The organism is Bacillus sp. CD3-5 (assembly GCF_006349665.1).
GTDB classification, from domain to species: domain Bacteria; phylum Bacillota; class Bacilli; order Bacillales; family Bacillaceae_G; genus Bacillus_A; species Bacillus_A paranthracis.
In genome coordinates, this window is sequence record NZ_VEPX01000001.1 from 807,813 (window position 1) to 824,162 (window position 16,350).

Annotated in this window: 15 protein-coding genes and 2 pseudogenes; 3 read left to right on the plus strand and 14 right to left on the minus strand. The window is 31.9% G+C overall.

Annotated features, from left to right (window positions below; genetic code table 11):
- The first annotated feature begins 140 nt into the window (after positions 1 to 140).
- On the plus strand, positions 141 to 821 hold the full coding sequence (locus FH036_RS04270; RefSeq protein WP_139895397.1) for an aspartate/glutamate racemase family protein: 681 nt from the start codon (positions 141 to 143) through the stop codon (positions 819 to 821).
- Between the two features lie 49 nt (positions 822 to 870).
- Here FH036_RS04270 and FH036_RS04275 read toward each other — a convergent pair whose 3' ends face one another.
- The 7 genes and pseudogenes from FH036_RS04275 to FH036_RS04305 all read right to left on the minus strand — a co-directional run bounded on the left by FH036_RS04275 (position 871) and on the right by FH036_RS04305 (position 9,222).
- The gene (locus tag FH036_RS04275) at positions 871 to 2,049 is read right to left on the minus strand and encodes a macrolide family glycosyltransferase (protein WP_139895398.1); all 1,179 of its coding nucleotides are present in this window, start codon (positions 2,047 to 2,049) and stop codon (positions 871 to 873) included.
- Between the two features lie 336 nt (positions 2,050 to 2,385).
- Positions 2,386 to 4,512, minus strand: coding sequence for a peptidoglycan D,D-transpeptidase FtsI family protein (locus tag FH036_RS04280; protein ID WP_139895399.1), 2,127 nt, complete (start codon positions 4,510 to 4,512; stop codon positions 2,386 to 2,388).
- A gap of 222 nt (positions 4,513 to 4,734) precedes the next feature.
- A complete protein-coding gene (locus FH036_RS04285) occupies positions 4,735 to 6,522 on the minus strand; it encodes an ATP-binding protein (protein WP_000994088.1) in 1,788 nt (595 codons plus the stop codon).
- A 474-nt stretch (positions 6,523 to 6,996) separates the two neighbouring features.
- Positions 6,997 to 7,848, minus strand: coding sequence for a Cof-type HAD-IIB family hydrolase (locus tag FH036_RS04290; protein WP_044792291.1), 852 nt, complete (start codon positions 7,846 to 7,848; stop codon positions 6,997 to 6,999).
- Positions 7,849 to 8,011: 163 nt separating this feature from the next.
- Complete coding sequence (locus tag FH036_RS04295; protein ID WP_139895400.1) at positions 8,012 to 8,590, minus strand: cysteine dioxygenase family protein; 579 nt, start codon at positions 8,588 to 8,590, stop codon at positions 8,012 to 8,014.
- Between the two features lie 113 nt (positions 8,591 to 8,703).
- Positions 8,704 to 8,912, minus strand: a pseudogene (locus FH036_RS04300) (cytochrome P450); the annotation flags it as partial.
- Positions 8,913 to 8,919: 7 nt separating this feature from the next.
- Positions 8,920 to 9,222, minus strand: coding sequence for a hypothetical protein (locus FH036_RS04305; protein ID WP_139895401.1), 303 nt, complete (start codon positions 9,220 to 9,222; stop codon positions 8,920 to 8,922).
- A 205-nt stretch (positions 9,223 to 9,427) separates the two neighbouring features.
- Here FH036_RS04305 and FH036_RS04310 point away from each other — a divergent pair.
- A pseudogene (locus tag FH036_RS04310) lies at positions 9,428 to 9,948 on the plus strand (DinB family protein).
- Between the two features lie 204 nt (positions 9,949 to 10,152).
- Here the strand turns inward: FH036_RS04310 and FH036_RS04315 are convergent.
- The 6 genes from FH036_RS04315 to FH036_RS04340 form a co-directional block, all read right to left on the minus strand.
- A complete protein-coding gene (locus FH036_RS04315; RefSeq protein WP_000046091.1) occupies positions 10,153 to 10,308 on the minus strand; it encodes a DUF1540 domain-containing protein in 156 nt (51 codons plus the stop codon).
- 70 nt (positions 10,309 to 10,378) lie between these two features.
- Positions 10,379 to 11,011 carry a Vat family streptogramin A O-acetyltransferase gene (locus tag FH036_RS04320; RefSeq protein WP_139895402.1) on the minus strand — a complete coding sequence of 211 codons (633 nt, stop codon included), beginning with the start codon at positions 11,009 to 11,011 and terminating at the stop codon, positions 10,379 to 10,381.
- Positions 11,001 to 12,284 (minus strand): MFS transporter, encoded by a 1,284-nt coding sequence (locus FH036_RS04325; RefSeq protein ID WP_139895403.1) that lies wholly within the window; start codon positions 12,282 to 12,284, stop codon positions 11,001 to 11,003. The genes FH036_RS04320 and FH036_RS04325 overlap by 11 nt, the downstream gene beginning before the upstream one ends.
- A 268-nt stretch (positions 12,285 to 12,552) precedes the next feature.
- On the minus strand, positions 12,553 to 13,788 hold the full coding sequence (gene cypA, locus FH036_RS04330; protein ID WP_000062102.1) for a cytochrome P450: 1,236 nt from the start codon (positions 13,786 to 13,788) through the stop codon (positions 12,553 to 12,555).
- A gap of 159 nt (positions 13,789 to 13,947) precedes the next feature.
- Entirely contained in the window at positions 13,948 to 14,352 is a 405-nt protein-coding gene (locus FH036_RS04335) for a hypothetical protein (RefSeq protein WP_044792297.1), read from the minus strand.
- Positions 14,353 to 14,499: 147 nt separating this feature from the next.
- Positions 14,500 to 15,504 (minus strand): DUF1835 domain-containing protein, encoded by a 1,005-nt coding sequence (locus FH036_RS04340; RefSeq protein WP_044792298.1) that lies wholly within the window; start codon positions 15,502 to 15,504, stop codon positions 14,500 to 14,502.
- Positions 15,505 to 15,681: 177 nt separating this feature from the next.
- On the opposite strand from FH036_RS04340, the gene FH036_RS04345 reads away from it, so the two are divergent.
- Positions 15,682 to 15,894, plus strand: a complete 213-nt coding sequence (locus FH036_RS04345) for a hypothetical protein (protein WP_000416564.1) — start codon at positions 15,682 to 15,684, stop codon at positions 15,892 to 15,894.
- A 243-nt stretch (positions 15,895 to 16,137) separates the two neighbouring features.
- Here the strand turns inward: FH036_RS04345 and FH036_RS04350 are convergent, their stop codons facing one another.
- Complete coding sequence (locus FH036_RS04350; protein ID WP_000878375.1) at positions 16,138 to 16,341, minus strand: hypothetical protein; 204 nt, start codon at positions 16,339 to 16,341, stop codon at positions 16,138 to 16,140.
- Between the last annotated feature and the right edge of the window lie 9 nt (positions 16,342 to 16,350).

The window sequence follows — 16,350 nt, forward strand, 5'->3', positions numbered from 1 at the left end:
CGTATTATGGCATTAAGAATTGTAAATTTCAATACTTTTCTAATTATTTTTATTTTTTGTTCAACAGCACATTTAAATCATTGTATTCTTATCGGAATTATGGAATAATACATTTAACATAGTTACGGGAGGAATGTACGATGAAAGTAATCGGTTTAATTGGCGGACTAAGTTGGGAATCTACATCATTATATTATAAACATATTAATACACTTACACTCTCTCAATATGATCAAAATGCAAAGCTTGTTTTATATAGCATGGACTTTGGTGAAGTAACTACTTTATTACAAAATCATCAATATGAAGAAGTGAAAAATGCATTAGTCGCAGTTGCAAAGAAGGTTGAAAAATCCGGAGCTGAATGTTTATTAATGTGTTCCAATACGGTCCATTTATTTGCTGAAGAAGTAGAAAGTGCAATATCCATTCCACTTCTTCACATCGGTGATGTAAGTGCTAAAGAAATGGTAGAACAGAATATAAAGCGTATCGGATTATTGGGTACGAAACAAACGATGGAACAAGACTTCTATAAATCACGTCTAGCACACTATAACATTGAGACAATCATTCCAAATGAAGAGGAAAGAAATTTTATCCATCATGTTATTTTAAATGAATTAAGTAAAGGAATTATTTCAGAAACATCCAAAGAAAAACTATTACAAATTACAAAATCATTAATTCAAAATGGCGCAGAAGGTATACTGCTAGGTTGCACCGAAATACCGTTGCTCATTTCCCAAAACGACCTTACTGTTCCTGTTTTTGATACCGCTTTTTTACATGCAAATACTGCTGTGCAGTTTGCGGGATAATCATATAAAAGCATAAAGGTGCCGCCTCTATGCTTTTATATTACACACACTATTTATTTAAAAGAGATGTAATCACTGTGATTGCTTCATTTGAACCACCACAATCTAAAAAACTATCTTTCAGTTTTCGTATTCCATGCTTATACTTTTCATTTGAAAGAACATCGGTTACCGCTTCTTTTAACGTTTGCACATTAACATTCTCTTTCAATAACCGATGCGCTGCTTCAAGCTCAGTTAATCTTTGTGCTATCATTGGCTGGTCTTTATCGTGTGGAATGATGACAAATGGGACATTAAAATAAATAGCGTCGTGTACACTGTTCATGCCGCCATGTGTAATAAAAACATCTGCTTCATTTAATATTTCTGATTGAGGTACGTATGAAGTAATTATAAAATTGTTTGGCGCTTCCTTAATTTTAGAACGGTCATTTCTATCACCAATTGCCATTACAACTACCCCTTTAAAATCTGAGAAAGTATCAATACACATATTAAAGAATGGTTCAAGTCCTTCAAGCAGCGTCCCCATTGAAATATAAATAACTTTCTTACCTTTAAGCAATTCAAGTGGAAACTCTACATTTGTTTTACGCTTTGAAATACTTGGTCCAATAAAAATGTTATTTTCTCCAAACAAATCGCTATTAGGTTGGAAGTAACGACTTGTGTACACAAGAGTAATATCTCCCTTGTTATGCATAAATTGAAGATTGTTTTTAGGCTTTACTCCAAATTCATGTTCCATTTGATATAGTAACTGTTCAGAAATTTCATCAGGTTGGAATGGTATTTCTGCATTAGGATGAAAAGGTAAAGTCTCCAAAAATTCAGTAGGAATTAAAAATATAGGAGAAGAAACTATGCCTGGAATTTGTAAATACTCCTTTACTAACTCTCCAGCACCAAATATATCATACATTACGAAATCAAAATGTATGCTGTCACATAATTGTTTCGTAATTTCTAATATATATAAAGAAGTTTGAACATGTACATGAAAGAAAGAGTTCAGTCCATATGAAGTTTCAGTATCAATAGAAATATCCTTTAATAAATCTGGATGGGTATATACAGTAGCTCCCAAATCTTCAATTCTGCCTTTAAAGTGTTCTGTTGTAATATAGTGTACGTGATCCCCCCGTTCAGTAAAGGCTTTGACTAAACTTAATGTAGGATTTACATGTCCCTCTGCTGGAAAATTAATCATTAAAATATTTAGCACTTCTTTCTCACTCCTTACATTTCAACGCTCTTAATAATCATACTGTAATAATTACCGTCACTCTTCCCCTAATAGTCCTAATATACTTGCTACTTTAGATTGATAAATAATTATCAGTTATTTAATTAAAAAAGGCATCTACATAAGTAGATGCCAAACCGTGATAAGGAGTGTTCTGTGAGGTTAGAATAAGCTTTTCAGCTTGTCCTATGCTATCAATATATGATTTATTTTATAAAACGTGAACAATTGATAGAATGATTTTACCTTTCTATCACCCATTTTGAATCTATCCCTAAATTAAATGACTCTAGTTTCTATATTATTTCATATGTTTTAACCTTCTTGAGAGCTATCTATTTGTAAATTTTCTCCAGTCAATCTCTTGTTTTTCAATTCAAAATAAGCATCTAAAACTTCTTTTCCAATATCAGAGTTAATACCAGATTTATCATTCATAACCCACGGCACAACTACAGAGAATGCTACTTCTGGATTATCATATGGCGCATACCCTGCTAACGTTAAATTATAACATTTTCTTCTTTCACCCTTTTCATTTCTTCCGATATCACTTTCTCCACCGTAAACTGTCTGTGCTGTCCCTGTTTTACCTGCTGGTTTATAAGAGGCTTTTTGGAACGCCCTTACTCCTGTTCCATCACCTTCTTGGAATACCTTTCTAAATCCTTCTTTTACTTGATTTATATATTCCTCTTTCATATCTATTTTATTTAGAACGATTGGCTCTACTGCATGTACCACTTTACCAATCTCATCTTTTTGCGACGTTTGCTCTCTTACCTCTTGAACAATTTGTGGCTTCATTCGATATCCACCGTTTGCAATTGTTGAAATATACTGTACGAGCTGGAGTGGTGTATATGTGTCATACTGGCCAATTGAGTAGTCTAATAAAAACCCAGGTTGATTATCTTTTTTACCAATTTGTCCAGCTGTTTCATTCGGTAAATCGATACCCGTTGGAACACCTAATCCGAATTGTCTGAAATAGTACCTCATTTTATTAAAGTATTCCTGTTTAATATTTAATGAACTATTTTTCACATAATCCACACCTGCAATTTTTAATGCTGTATGAAACATATAAACGTTTGAAGAGACTTGTAACGCTCTTAAATCATCAATGTTTCCAAACTCTTTCCAAGATTTCTTCTCCCTAGTACCTTTAAACTTCATAGGTGCATCATAAAAATAAGTACCTGGTGTTATAGCTTTCGTTTCAAATCCAGTTAAAACGGTGGCACCTTTAACTGTTGATCCCAGCTCATATGAACTAGTCATTGTACCTAATGCATAGTCTTCAATTTCTGTTTTCCCGTCTTTTTCTACAAGTCTTTTCCCAGCCATTGATAATACTTGTCCGTTTTTCGGATTCATCATTACAACGAAAGCACGGTCCAACATGGATTCTGATCCTTTATATGCTTTTAATATTTTTTCTATACTTTCTTCTACTTTTTTCTGTAATTCCATATCTATTGTTAAAGTTAAGTTCTTACCGCTCTTTCCCTCCGAAATTGTTTCCGTTCTAATTGTAGTACCTTGTTTATCTGCAACGCTTCTTACTTCTTTTTTTGTACCATGAAGTACATCTTCATATTGCTGCTCGATATAACTTTTTCCAACCCTATCATTTCGGCTATAATCACGTACTAAGTAATAATCTAATCGTTCACTTGGTAATCCTTCATCAGAATTAGAAACATTTCCAAGAACGGATCGGAATAATCCATCATTCACATACACTCTCTCCCAATCAACCGACACGTCTACACCTGGGAGATTTGCTAAACCTTCACTAATTATAGTAAATTCCTTTTCACTAACGTCTTTTTTAATAATTTGTGGAGCCATTTGATAACCAGAAGTCATTTTACTTTTAATAGCTAGCACTTTTATATCTTTATCTGTTAAATCCTGAAGATTTTTATCTGTAACTCGTTTTCTTTTTAACTCTTCAATTTTTTTATCTAAATTTTTTCCGGTAATATCTTTATCTCTGAACTTATTTATTTCTTTTTTAGATACTAATTTTTCAGTTAGTTTCGGATTTAATTGCATCCAAAAATCTTTCTTATCCGTCTCAGTTAGCTTGTCTATATCTTCTTGTGGTATTTCAATTATGTCTGCAAGTTGTCTTGCTGTTTTTAATATTTCTTCTGATTTTACACCTTTCATCTTTGTATATGTAATTGTACGTAAAGACTTATTATCAACTACTGGATTCCCTTCTCGGTCAAATATTTTTCCCCGCGGCACAGAAAGGCTTACGGTTGCATTTTCTCTCTTCTCCACTTCATTTTTATACGTCTCACCATCGATAATTTGTACTTTACCTAATTGTATAATCATGGCAGAAAACAATATAAATACACATAAGAATAAAATGTTTAACCGCATCGGTACTGCTCTACCGCTTTTTTTCTCTTGTTTTTTCACCTTGTCATAATCTCCTCCTTACTGTATTTCTATTAATAATTGAATCTATATATTAAAAGTAATGCACATTTTCTATACATTACTTTGCACAAATACTAATATATTGATAAAAACTTAATAGAAATTAAAGCAAATCTAAAGAAAAGGTAAAGTTTTCTAAATTAAATACAAAAATACCCAATAACCAAAAGCTTAGCTTTTGGTTATTGGGTATTTAATAATTTAAGAGTTAATAATTGGACGTATCGATTCAAATCTATCATCATAATTTGATAAAGGCTTTTTACTCTGAAATTTTGGCAAATAAATCGTTACTGTTGTTCCGACGCCAACCTCACTCATAATACTTATATTCCCTTGATGACTTTCAATAATTTTATAACTTAACATCAATCCAATACCGGTACCTTTTTCTTTCGTACTATAAAAAGGTTCACCTAATCTTTTAATTCGTTCTTCAGGTATTCCTATTCCTTTATCAATTACACTAATAATGATACCATCTTTGCCTATTTCTTTTATGTGAATTGAAATTCTCCCACCATCTGGCATAGCTTCGATTGAATTTTGCAAAATGTTAATAAATACTTGTTTCAGTTGATTTTCTGAGCATTCAATGATTATATCTTTAGAATCTGTATATAATTCAACTTGAATATTTGTCATAATTGCTTTTGTATTTATTAACGAAACGACATTTTTAAATATTTGATAAAGATTTTTCTTTTCCGTGCTTAGTTCATCTGTTTTAGCAATCGACAAAAATTCTTGAAGAATCGCTTCTATTCTTTCAATTTCAGAAAGCATTAGATCAAAATATTTTTCTTGATCTTCTTTATTAATTTGAAATAGCTGTATAAAGCCTTTAATGACTGTTAATGGATTCCTAACTTCATGAGCAACACCAGCTGCTAATTGACCAATTGCTGCAAGTGTATCTGATTTATTTAGCAATTCTTCTGTCTTTTTCCGCTCTGTAATATCACGTACAATAATCATAATTTTATCATGCAATAACGGTAAACATCTAGCTTCGAAGAAATCGATACTTTCATTAATTGTAAGTGGATATTCCACAATTACATTTGTCCCTTTTTCTTTCACTTGACAAATTGCTTCTTGAAATTTTTTTGCTACTGTAGATGGTAATACTTCGTAAAACTTTTTTCCCATAAAAGTTTCTGCGGGTACGTAAAATTTTGTAGGGGATCCTGCTTTATAATCAATAATTGTTCCATCATCTTCCGTTAAGAAACATAAATCTGGTAAAGCCTGAAAAATTACTTCTAATTCAGACGTTTGTTGTTTTAATTTCTCTTCTATTGCTTTTAAATGTGTAATATCCACACCAACAGCCCAATAACTAAATCCACTTACAGGAAACTGTTCTGATATATTGGACCACATTATCGTTTTAATTTCACCATTTTTACAAGTTAAACGCATTTCCCAGTCTCTAAAGTTCTTTCCACGAGTCAAAAATTTCTTTTGTATCTCGTGACGATAATCATGATCCGGATACAGTAATCGAAGTGCGTTTGGATTTCCAATTACCTCTTCCGCAGTATAGCCTGTCACAATTTCACATTCGCGATTCCACAAAACAAAATCTCCATTATAATCAAGTGCATCAACCATAACAGGCATGTTTTGTAAGATTGTATGTAGTTCCTCCTCTTTTCGAGTAAGTAACGTTGTATTTTTATTTTGAAATCCTTTCATTACTCCATCTATAATTAAATTTGAAAGCATTTCAAAGTATTTTTGGCAATTGAAAATTTCGCTTTTCTGAGACCATACAACAAAAGATCCTAAATATTGATTGTATAAAAAAATGGGGATTTCAAGTTTGGGAAGTTTACATATTTTCTTTTCATTTATTCCAAATGAAAATATACATTCTTTTTCAGCATCAAGAAGTTGATGTGATATGTTGGTTAATTGATAAAATTGTTCTGCCATGGTTTCTATTGTACTCACATCAATAAGTTCCATTAGCCGCGCATTCATTCCTTTTTCACCTCAATATGTAAAATTCATACAAATTTTAAATTCATACTTCTCCATTATACGAAGAATGTGCCTGTAGGTATATAGCTGAAGAATAATTATTCGAACAAATTTTATTTTTCAATTAAAAACAAAAAATATATCCGTGCAAAATTGAAACTCTAATTAGTAAGTTTTTTCATCTCCGATTAATTATTAGCTGTGCCAATCATGATCTTTTATGTTGCACAAACTCTCCTTAGCTCCTTACATTTGTTAAGCTTTGTCATGAATTCATACGCATTAGTTGTATTATAAAAATGGATTAAATGTAAAGTTCATAAAATTTTCACAATTACTATGAAAAATATAAACATTTATTCCAATATATTCTATATAATAAAATGTAATAAGGCTTCTATGAATCTCATAGAATACCTTACCCCTAATAAAAAGAAAAAAAGAATCTATTTAGATTCTTTTTTTCTTTTTATATTACATTACATATTTATATAAAGCATGTGCAACACCATGTTCTTCATTAGTCAAAGTTTCATATTGACACATCGCTTTTATTTCTTCGACTGCGTTCCCCATTGCAATTGATAGGTTTGCTTTTTCCATCATGGATACATCGTTTAGCCCATCACCTATCGCTACAGTATTTTCAACTGGAATATTTAAATGTTCCGCTAAAGTATATAGTCCATTTCCTTTTTGAGCGTCTCGATGATTAATCTCTAAATTATGCCAATATGAAGATGTAATTGCTAAATCCGTATTATGCAGAAACGTTTCTTTTAACTTTTTTAATTTTTCCATGTCATAAGAAAATGGTAAAAGCTTATGAACATGTATATCTGTTTCTACAATTGGTTTACAACTTTCTGCACTAAGAAATGCTGTATGTTCAAGGTATAATGCTGCGATCGTTTCCAACTCTTTCAAATCGATATTTTCATTTGAATTTTTCACATAAGCGATTTCATTACGTACACTCTCTACTCCATATTCCGGTACGTACACACCTTTATTAGTATAAAGCTGATAATACAATCCATTTTCTTCAAGATAATTCACAATCTCGAGTGCCTGCATATTTTGAATTGGATATCTCTTCATCATTTTTTTATCATTATATATAAGCGCACCATTTTCGGCAATAATTGGACACTTCAAATTAACTTCTAACAACAATCGTTCAATATCGACAATAGAACGTCCTGTACAAATTGCTACAACATGGCCAGCTTCCTGACATTTTCGAATTGCTTCTGCATTCTCGTTACTAATCATTTTGTTCCCCGAAAGAAGAGTTCCATCTAAATCAATTGCGATTAATTTCATTATTTCTTCACCACTTTCTATATATACACGAGCTCAAATTAAATGAAAGGTATCGTTTTCATACTGATCTCGTAAAGTACTCCTTATTTATAATTTATGAAAAGCGTTTCAGGTCAAGAAATAATTATAAATAAAATCCAAAGCAAGAGCTTTGGATTTTAAACTATGAATTATAACAAATATATTTTGTCTCACACGTGTATACATTCTTTTCTTTAGTTGGGATATATACTTTAAACTTTTCTAAACGTTTTCCGTAAACGTGAATAGTTACAACGCTTTCATTTTTGGCTATTTCAAGGATATGACAATCAGCTGGTGGAATGACTTTATCTGTTTCTCCTTCTCCCAAATAAAGACTTCCTGTATGAGTTAAATAAACAAGTGAATTTTCAAGTTGCTTCGTTTTTATAAAGTTCTGCACCATTATTCTTCCTGTAAATACGCCTTCTACTCCCCATGTGCCATCATGATCATGCAAAGGAGTCGATTGTCCATCTTTCCATACAAGAGCTAATACTTCAAAACGATTTAAAGGATCTTCATATAATAAGTGTCGTGCATATTGAGCCGAATTCGCCTTCTGCTTTTCTAACGGAAGCCATGTTTTCTTTTCTAAAAGTTCTTCTAGTAATTTTTCAATCCCACAAACAATTTGATCTTCTAACAAATTACTATTTATTAAATCCGTTACAGCTTTAATAAATGTTTGGAACGTCTTACTTCCATTACACGTTAACATAAGCATCCTCCTCTACTCTTATTCACACACTTCCATACTAAATAACCAACTAAAATTTTACAATTGAGAAATAAAAAAACAAGGTACAGTAAATTTGCACCTTGCTGAGCGATTTACCTAGTTTTCAAAAGAATAGGTAAGTAATTTAACGTTTGTTCATTTTCCAATAGACATTTTTCTAAATTGAACGATGGAGATAACTCTATTTTTTCAAAGGCATTTATGAAAGTTCTTAATGCAATCTCAGCTTCTAAACGTGCAAGTGGTGCCCTAAGCAAAAGTGAGCACCTTTACCAAATGTTAAATGCTTTTCATTTCCTATATTTTCTTTATGAGTTATTAGAAAAATAATTGTCTATACAAGTCTTTATTTTTTCAAAATCCTTTTCCATAAATAAGATTGCTGGTACTTCAATTATTGGAAGATTATTTTCATTATCAAAAGGTGGACACGGTTTGGGAACTACCAAATAGTCAACTGAGTTTTTATCCCTAATATAATTAATTGAAACATCATAATACTTAGAAAAATATTCCTTCCAATCATCCTGATTCCTTAAAAATGGTAGAGAGAATATTGAACCATAATTTATACCAGCGTCGACAATTAATACAAAGCATATTTTTTTCATGATACACCCTCCTCGTATAATAAGTTTTAAGTTAATAACTGTTCCTTGAAAATTAAATAGTTTTTATCTTCAAGAGCTACATCAAAAAAATGATGTATGGGTTAAATTTAGTCTTGGATAAGGTAACACTGATAAAAACAGGTTTCCTTTTTCTTTATATTCAATTAAATTATACCATTATTTTACATGAATTGGAGGGATATATATGATAGATTATAGAATAATTTCAAGAAAAAACTATTCAAATAGGATTGGAGAGCTTGTAACAATGCTTGAACATACAAGAGATGTTACATTGAGCGAAATCTCCAATTTAAACCAAAGTGATTTAGATTTCTTACCAAACGGTAGTTCAAACACTATTGGTTCTCTCTTATCACATATTGCAGCGATGAAGTTTGTTCATCAAGTTATCTCGTTTGAAAAAAGAGATTTAACTGAAAGTGAATATCTAAAGTGGCGAATTTCTTTAGAACTTGGAGACAAAGCAAGGGAAGGAATAAAAAGCAATCTTTAGATTATTATTTGAATGAATTATCACAAGTTAGAGAAAATACACTAACATATCTGAAATCAAAACAAGATAGCTGGTTATTCGAGGAAAACAAGTGGGATAATGGTGTGCCTTATAATAATTACTACTTGTGGTTTCACGTTATGGAAGACGAAATTAATCATCGTGGACAAATAAGAACAATTAAGCGATTGATGGGAATGAATAAATAAATCTTATTCAACCAAAGGGTGCTTTACTTGAGAAAGTCACTAGAAGAGTCAAATGATAACTATGAACTGCCCCCAATTACATCACTTATGAAGAAAATATGAAAAAATTAAAAGAAAAGTTAAAAATAATGAATGAAAATGAGATTTATTATCAATACTATAATTAATAAAAGGGCAACCACGATTTGGCTACCCTTCAAAAATTTATACTTCTGGATCGAAAGTTTTGCAATCTGTTTCTTCCGTAGTAGATGCTTGTTTCCCTTTATGACTTACTACATAAATTGCATCTGCACTACATTTATTGCCGTTTGCCCAAAATTTACAGTTGTTTACTTCACATAAAACGTCTTGTGCCATAGTATCACACCTCCTCGTTCTATTATCATTAACAAAATTCGGAGGTATGATACTTTTTGTTATGCATTTTTTATTCCCTTTTTAGCTTTCTTAATGGCCCTATATCTCCTTGTACAATAGCACCTATATTTTCAGTTATTTTTTCAATGTCAAAATGCCACCATTGAATTTGCAATAATTCTTCTATTATTGTATTTGTAAATCGTTCCTTTATTTTATTTGCAGGGTTTCCACCAACAATTGTATATGGTGCGACATCCCTAGTCACAACAGATTTAGCAGCAATGATTGCACCATCACCTATGTTTATCCCAGGCATAATCGTTGTATCCATACCAATCCAAACGTCATTTCCTATAACTGTATCTCCTTTGTATGGTAAATCAGACAAATTAGGTGTATACTTCTCCCACCCATTTCTAAATATATTAAATGGATATGCCGAAAATCCATCCATCCGATGATTCGCTCCGTTCATAATAAAGGTAACTCCATTTGCAATACAACAAAACTTTCCAATGATAAGGCGATCTCCAAGAAATTCATAATGATGTAATACTCGATCTTCAAATGTTTCTCCATCTTTCGCATCATAATATGAATAATCTCCGGCGAGTATATTAGCTTTCGTTATTGTATTTTTTATAAAGTGAACATTTTTATTTCCTTCAATGGGATATTTAACATTTGGATTAGGATTCATGTTGCACAGCACTTCCTTTACTGTTTATTTCACTTTCTACCGCTATTACTGGCTTTAAATTGTATATAGGTAAAATAAATAATAATCCAATTATAAATAGTAAAGCTGTGCCTTCATACATCGTACTTAATGAGAACATTTCTTTTAATGAACCAGCAATACTCATTGTTACTACCATTGAACCGGTGAATAGCGGACTTAAAATGCCATTTACACGACCGATAAAATCAGTATCACTATTTTGAATAATGAGCGTATTAATACCTATTTGAATACAAGGAAGAGCTAAACCGCTAAAAAGTTGTGCTGTGAGTGTTACCCATAAATTGGTGGAATAACCTATAATACCGATGCCGATTGCCTGACCAAGCATACCGATAATTAACATCTTTTGCGGCGCAACGTTTTTTGCAAACACCATCGCTAAAGCACCGCCAACAATCATTCCTGCACCATTTACTGTTAGTAACCATTGTAAACTCTCTTTTGATAATCCTAACTGCTCAGTTACAATAAAAATACCTAACGGCTGAATTAAACCAATTCCTAGTCCTGCTGCCATAAAACAAAGCCCTAGCAAAGTTAATGCTTTTTTCTTTTTCACATATTTAATACCATCAAGCATTTCCTGTAATATAGTGATTTCTTTCTTCTCATTATCATTCTCAAGATCTTTCGGAAGAAATAACAACACAGCTGCTGCAAGTAAAAAAGCGATACCTGTAATAATGATTGAAATATAAATTCCAAAACTATGAAAAATAAATGTTCCAAGAATCGGTCCTAACACCATAAATATCGCAAATATTGTTTGATAAATAGACATTGCTAATTGAATTTGTTCTGCCGATAAATGCTGTTTAAACAATTTCATGCCAGATGGCTGAGAAAATTGCGAAAGGATTGCAGAAATAAGTGTGACAAAAAACACGATTTTCCACGTTCCAAACATTAGAGTAATTAATACTGCAAATACTGATAAAGAACTTAAAGTTTCACACCATATCATAGTCCTCTTCGGCTTCCACCTATCAGCAAACGTTCCACCAATAAAGGAAAAGATGAAAATTGGAGCAAACTCCGCCACTGAAATCATCGAAATAGCAAAAGCATCACCTTTTGTCATTTCCATTACGTAAAGTAATACCGCAAAGTTCCGAACCCATATTCCAATTTGTAAAAATAATGCTGATGCTAAAATCCCTTGAACAAACCGATTTTTTAATACTTGTGATACCCCATTATTTTGTTTCGTTTCTACATTTGTCGACATAAAAAAGCCCCCTATTTCATGTTCTGAACAGGAGGCAGCACAAATCATATGAAAAGACTATATTTTTCGCAAAGCGAAATACATCCCTTTTCTATAAATGTACAGACTAATCCTATTCAGAAGAATATTTCGTTTTTTAACGAAGATCTCTTACAAATAGAATTAGTTGATCATTGGGATGTTTTCACCCTTCCGTTTCGAATTTAAATAACACATACATACTCTATGTAAAGTATTTTCGATGTATGCATGTCTTACAATAAATATTCTAGAATGTTAATGGTAATTCCTCTAAAGAACGCATTAAATAATTACCTTGCCATTTAATTTCTTCACGACTTCCTTTTATTTGCAAATCAGGCATTCGATTAAACAAAGTAGTAATAGCAATCTTTGCTTCCAGCCTAGCAAGTGGAGCGCCTAAGCAGAAATGGCTCCCATGGCCAAATGCAATATGACGATTATTCTCCCGAGTAATATCAAATACTTCTGGATTCTCAAATACTGTTTCATCACGGTTCGCCGAAGCTAATGCAATGACAACCATATCCCCTTTTTCAATTGTTCGATCGTGAATTTGAAAAGGTTCATCTGCCCATCTTGAAGTTGTAACCTCAACTGGAGAATAATAGCGTAATCCTTCCTCAATAGCTACATCAATTAATTTTGGATTTTCTTTTAATAACTGTAATTGGTCCGGGTTTTCAAGAAGCGCTAATACCGTATTTGTAATTAAATTTACCGTTGTTTCGTGTCCCGCCACAATTAGTAACATTATCATTGAATATAGTTCCCGAGCGCTAAGTTTATGACCTTCACTTTCTGCAAGTATTAAAGCACTCACCAAGTCCTCTTTTGGTTCTTGTCTTTTAACATCAACTAAATATTGGAGATATGTAATAAATTCAGATAGTTGCTTTTCGGTTTCTTTTATTTCCTCTGGCGTTTCTGGGTAAGCAATGACAGCATGGGACCAAATTCTAAATTTCGCTTGATCTTCTTTTGGAATGCCGAGCATTTCACTTATTACAATAATCGGTAAAGGAAACGAGTAATCATCAACAAGATTTAATGAACCTTTGCGCTCGACTTCATTTAACAAATCATCTGCAATATCCCTTATTCTTCCTTCCAATTGCGCGATCATCTTCGGTGTAAAAGCTTTTTGTACGAGTGATCGTAAACGATTATGGTTAGGTGGATCTGAATTTAGCATGTGTGTCGTTAAATAATCACTATTGTCAACAGTAAGAAAGACATTCAATGTATCTTGAGAAAATACATTGGCCGGATCTTTTTTTAAGCGATTATCTTTTAATAGTGGTAAAGCATCTTCATATCTTGTAATAAGCCACTCTGCACCTAATTCAGTTTTATTCACAAATAAGATAGGTTGCATTTTTCGAGATTCTTTATAAATTTCATATGCATCTTCTTTAAACTGAGCTGAAGCTAAATTGATCCCATCCTCTATTCTTAGCCCAACTTTATTTTTCATTGACATCGTATTCCCTCACTCTCATTTGTTTTTGAAAACGAACCAACATATGCATTATACTCTAATAAAAACGTGAAAATTGTAAATTTTTAATCAAAATCTTACTTCATATATTGAAAAATAAAAAAGTGAGGGAGTAAAATCTTTCTACTCTCTCACTTTTCTTTATGCGAAGCACATAAAATTACTAATTTGTTGATAGCGGTAACTTACTTTACGACGACGACCACCTTGCCAAGTGTAACCTGATACTCCGTTTCTTCTCACTTCAGTCGGAAAGAACCATAAATCTCTCCCGAAAGGCCCTGGACGATGTAAACGTAAAAAGCCCCATCTTCCTAGACAGTTACACATCCATGATTTCATATTTCCTGGTTGTGCTGGAGAAGCAAATGTGGATGGTAAGGATGGAGCTTGAGATGGTGGTGGTGACGTTGGAGCATCTTCCGCATCATCTGGTCTATAATCTTCTTGTTCCATATCTCTCACTTCATTTACAGGTTCATACCCGTAGTTTTGTGGATTATAATACATCCCTTGATCATATGAATAATTTTGCTGGTTATACATATTAACAAATCACCTACTTTTCATTCAGTACCTTTAACATTCATATGTGATAATTGCTCTATAGGAAGCTTATGTATAGCCTAAATTCAACAAAAAATAAAGCTCGTATTTAAAAATACGAGCTTCTTCATAAACGAAATAGATGTATTATTTTCTTAATTTCACACTATAGAAACGCATTTCATCTAATGAACCTTCAAATTCAAATACTTCTTGTTTAATTAATTCTTTTAAGCGATATTCTAAAAACGTATCGCCAACTAACTGCTCTACATGACCTAGCGCTTCACCAATTACTCTAGGGGCTTTTAGGAATTCTCGATCAGCACCTATACTTTTCGCGCATTCAATAATAAATTGATCAAAATAATCTTCTTGTACAGAACGCACTTCATTGTCTGTCCAAACTCTTAAAAATTCCGTACTTTTCGATAGACTATCCCACTCATTTTCAAACTGCGTACGATTCTCTACAGTTAAATACGGAGATTCTACAAAACTTTTTTGAATTAGAGCTAAACTTTCAGGTGCTAACTCTCCCGTTCCACGAATCGCATATTCTAGTTTTAATATTTCGTTACTTGCTTCAGATGTATTTATAACTCGAATGTTTTTCTTATCTTTTAACTGTGCCATCAAAAAACATAGACCTACATGTTCATGTGCGTTATCGGCTTTCCAAATTGTAATAGGCGTTTCACTAGGAATAGCGTATAGTTCTTCCATAGTTTCTAAAAACCTTGGTAAATACTCTTCTTCAAAATAATTTTCATAAGCAGTTAAGTTGTTTACTAACCATTCCTGTCTTGCTAGTTGCCCTTCATTCATATGTAACTTATTTATCGGCCCAATTGAAAAGAATTCAGAAAAAGCAACAACCATCTCTTCCAATCGTTCTTCTTGACCAAGCATATGCTTTAAACATCCAGCTGTTGAATCATCAAATGCAATATGTACGTGTGAGACTTCTTTTACATTTCTTTTATAAGATGTATTACTCGTTAGTTGCTTAGAAATATCCATCAAATTTTTAATAGTATCTTCACTATACTTTTCTTCTAATAAATTTAATTGGATTAGAATACTTTGAAGTAAATGTTTTGCTTCATCTTCGTGCATATCCTCTACAGCATTTTTAATTTTATCTATCATGTAAACCCCTCAATTCATTTCAAAAATAACGTGGATTATAGTGTATCATTTAAGTGTTACTCTTTAAAAGTTTTTTAGTCAAATCATGTATTAGAAAGATTGCTAAATAACCTTTTGTAAATCCTTTTATTTAAATGTATAATTATATAGAAAATAAAAAATATAGGAGCTATGTTTATGGAGAAAGTATTTCCTAATTATAAACATTATCTAAAAAATTGGAGATTTATATTTATTTGTATATTACCTACTATCGCCTTTTTATTTGCTTTTGATGTCATCTTTGAATTAATATTTCATCAAGATTTCTATTTATCTAACTTAATTTTTGCTATTATTTTATTTTTAATATTTATGAGCATCAAAGATATGTTTAAAATTAAAAGTTAAAGATCCGGATAAAGTGGGATAAAAAAAGAGCACCCTGCAATCAGATGCTCTCATGTGATAGAGGTTTTTCTGAGTATTAAGTAGGACACGAAGGTCTTGTCCCACTATCTAATATATGCTTGTACTTATTTTTTGTGCATGTACGAAGTATCACTATAAATTCTCCTCATAAATTCCTTGTACAATTAACATATTTATACATAAAAAAACATCCCCCGTGGATGTTTTTTTATGTACCGATTTTTAAGCTTCCATAAACTTAGCCGGTACACCAATTTTTTCAACTACAGAAGATATATTAGTAGGATTAATCATTACATTTTCAATACTAACTAATTTATTTTCTAATAGTCCATTCTCTGTTGTAATAAGTTCTTCAAACCGTTCTAAAGTCATCGAGAATTTATGTTCACTTCCGCCATTCATACTGACTTTTACATACTTCATCGTGCACCC

Coding starts and splice junctions, on each gene's coding strand:
- cypA (WP_000062102.1), bottom strand. CDS start 13,788: ATGTCAATGAAAAATAAAGTTGGGCTAAGAATAGAGGATGGGATCAAT.
- FH036_RS04335 (WP_044792297.1), bottom strand. CDS start 14,352: ATGTATAACCAGCAAAATTATTCATATGATCAAGGGATGTATTATAAT.
- FH036_RS04295 (WP_139895400.1), bottom strand. CDS start 8,590: ATGTTAACGTGTAATGGAAGTAAGACGTTCCAAACATTTATTAAAGCT.
- FH036_RS04345 (WP_000416564.1), top strand. CDS start 15,682: ATGGAGAAAGTATTTCCTAATTATAAACATTATCTAAAAAATTGGAGA.
- FH036_RS04325 (WP_139895403.1), bottom strand. CDS start 12,284: ATGTCGACAAATGTAGAAACGAAACAAAATAATGGGGTATCACAAGTA.
- FH036_RS04320 (WP_139895402.1), bottom strand. CDS start 11,011: ATGAATCCTAATCCAAATGTTAAATATCCCATTGAAGGAAATAAAAAT.
- FH036_RS04305 (WP_139895401.1), bottom strand. CDS start 9,222: ATGAAAAAAATATGCTTTGTATTAATTGTCGACGCTGGTATAAATTAT.
- FH036_RS04285 (WP_000994088.1), bottom strand. CDS start 6,522: ATGAATGCGCGGCTAATGGAACTTATTGATGTGAGTACAATAGAAACC.
- FH036_RS04290 (WP_044792291.1), bottom strand. CDS start 7,848: ATGAAATTAATCGCAATTGATTTAGATGGAACTCTTCTTTCGGGGAAC.
- FH036_RS04315 (WP_000046091.1), bottom strand. CDS start 10,308: ATGGCACAAGACGTTTTATGTGAAGTAAACAACTGTAAATTTTGGGCA.
- FH036_RS04340 (WP_044792298.1), bottom strand. CDS start 15,504: ATGATAGATAAAATTAAAAATGCTGTAGAGGATATGCACGAAGATGAA.
- FH036_RS04270 (WP_139895397.1), top strand. CDS start 141: ATGAAAGTAATCGGTTTAATTGGCGGACTAAGTTGGGAATCTACATCA.
- FH036_RS04350 (WP_000878375.1), bottom strand. CDS start 16,341: ATGAAGTATGTAAAAGTCAGTATGAATGGCGGAAGTGAACATAAATTC.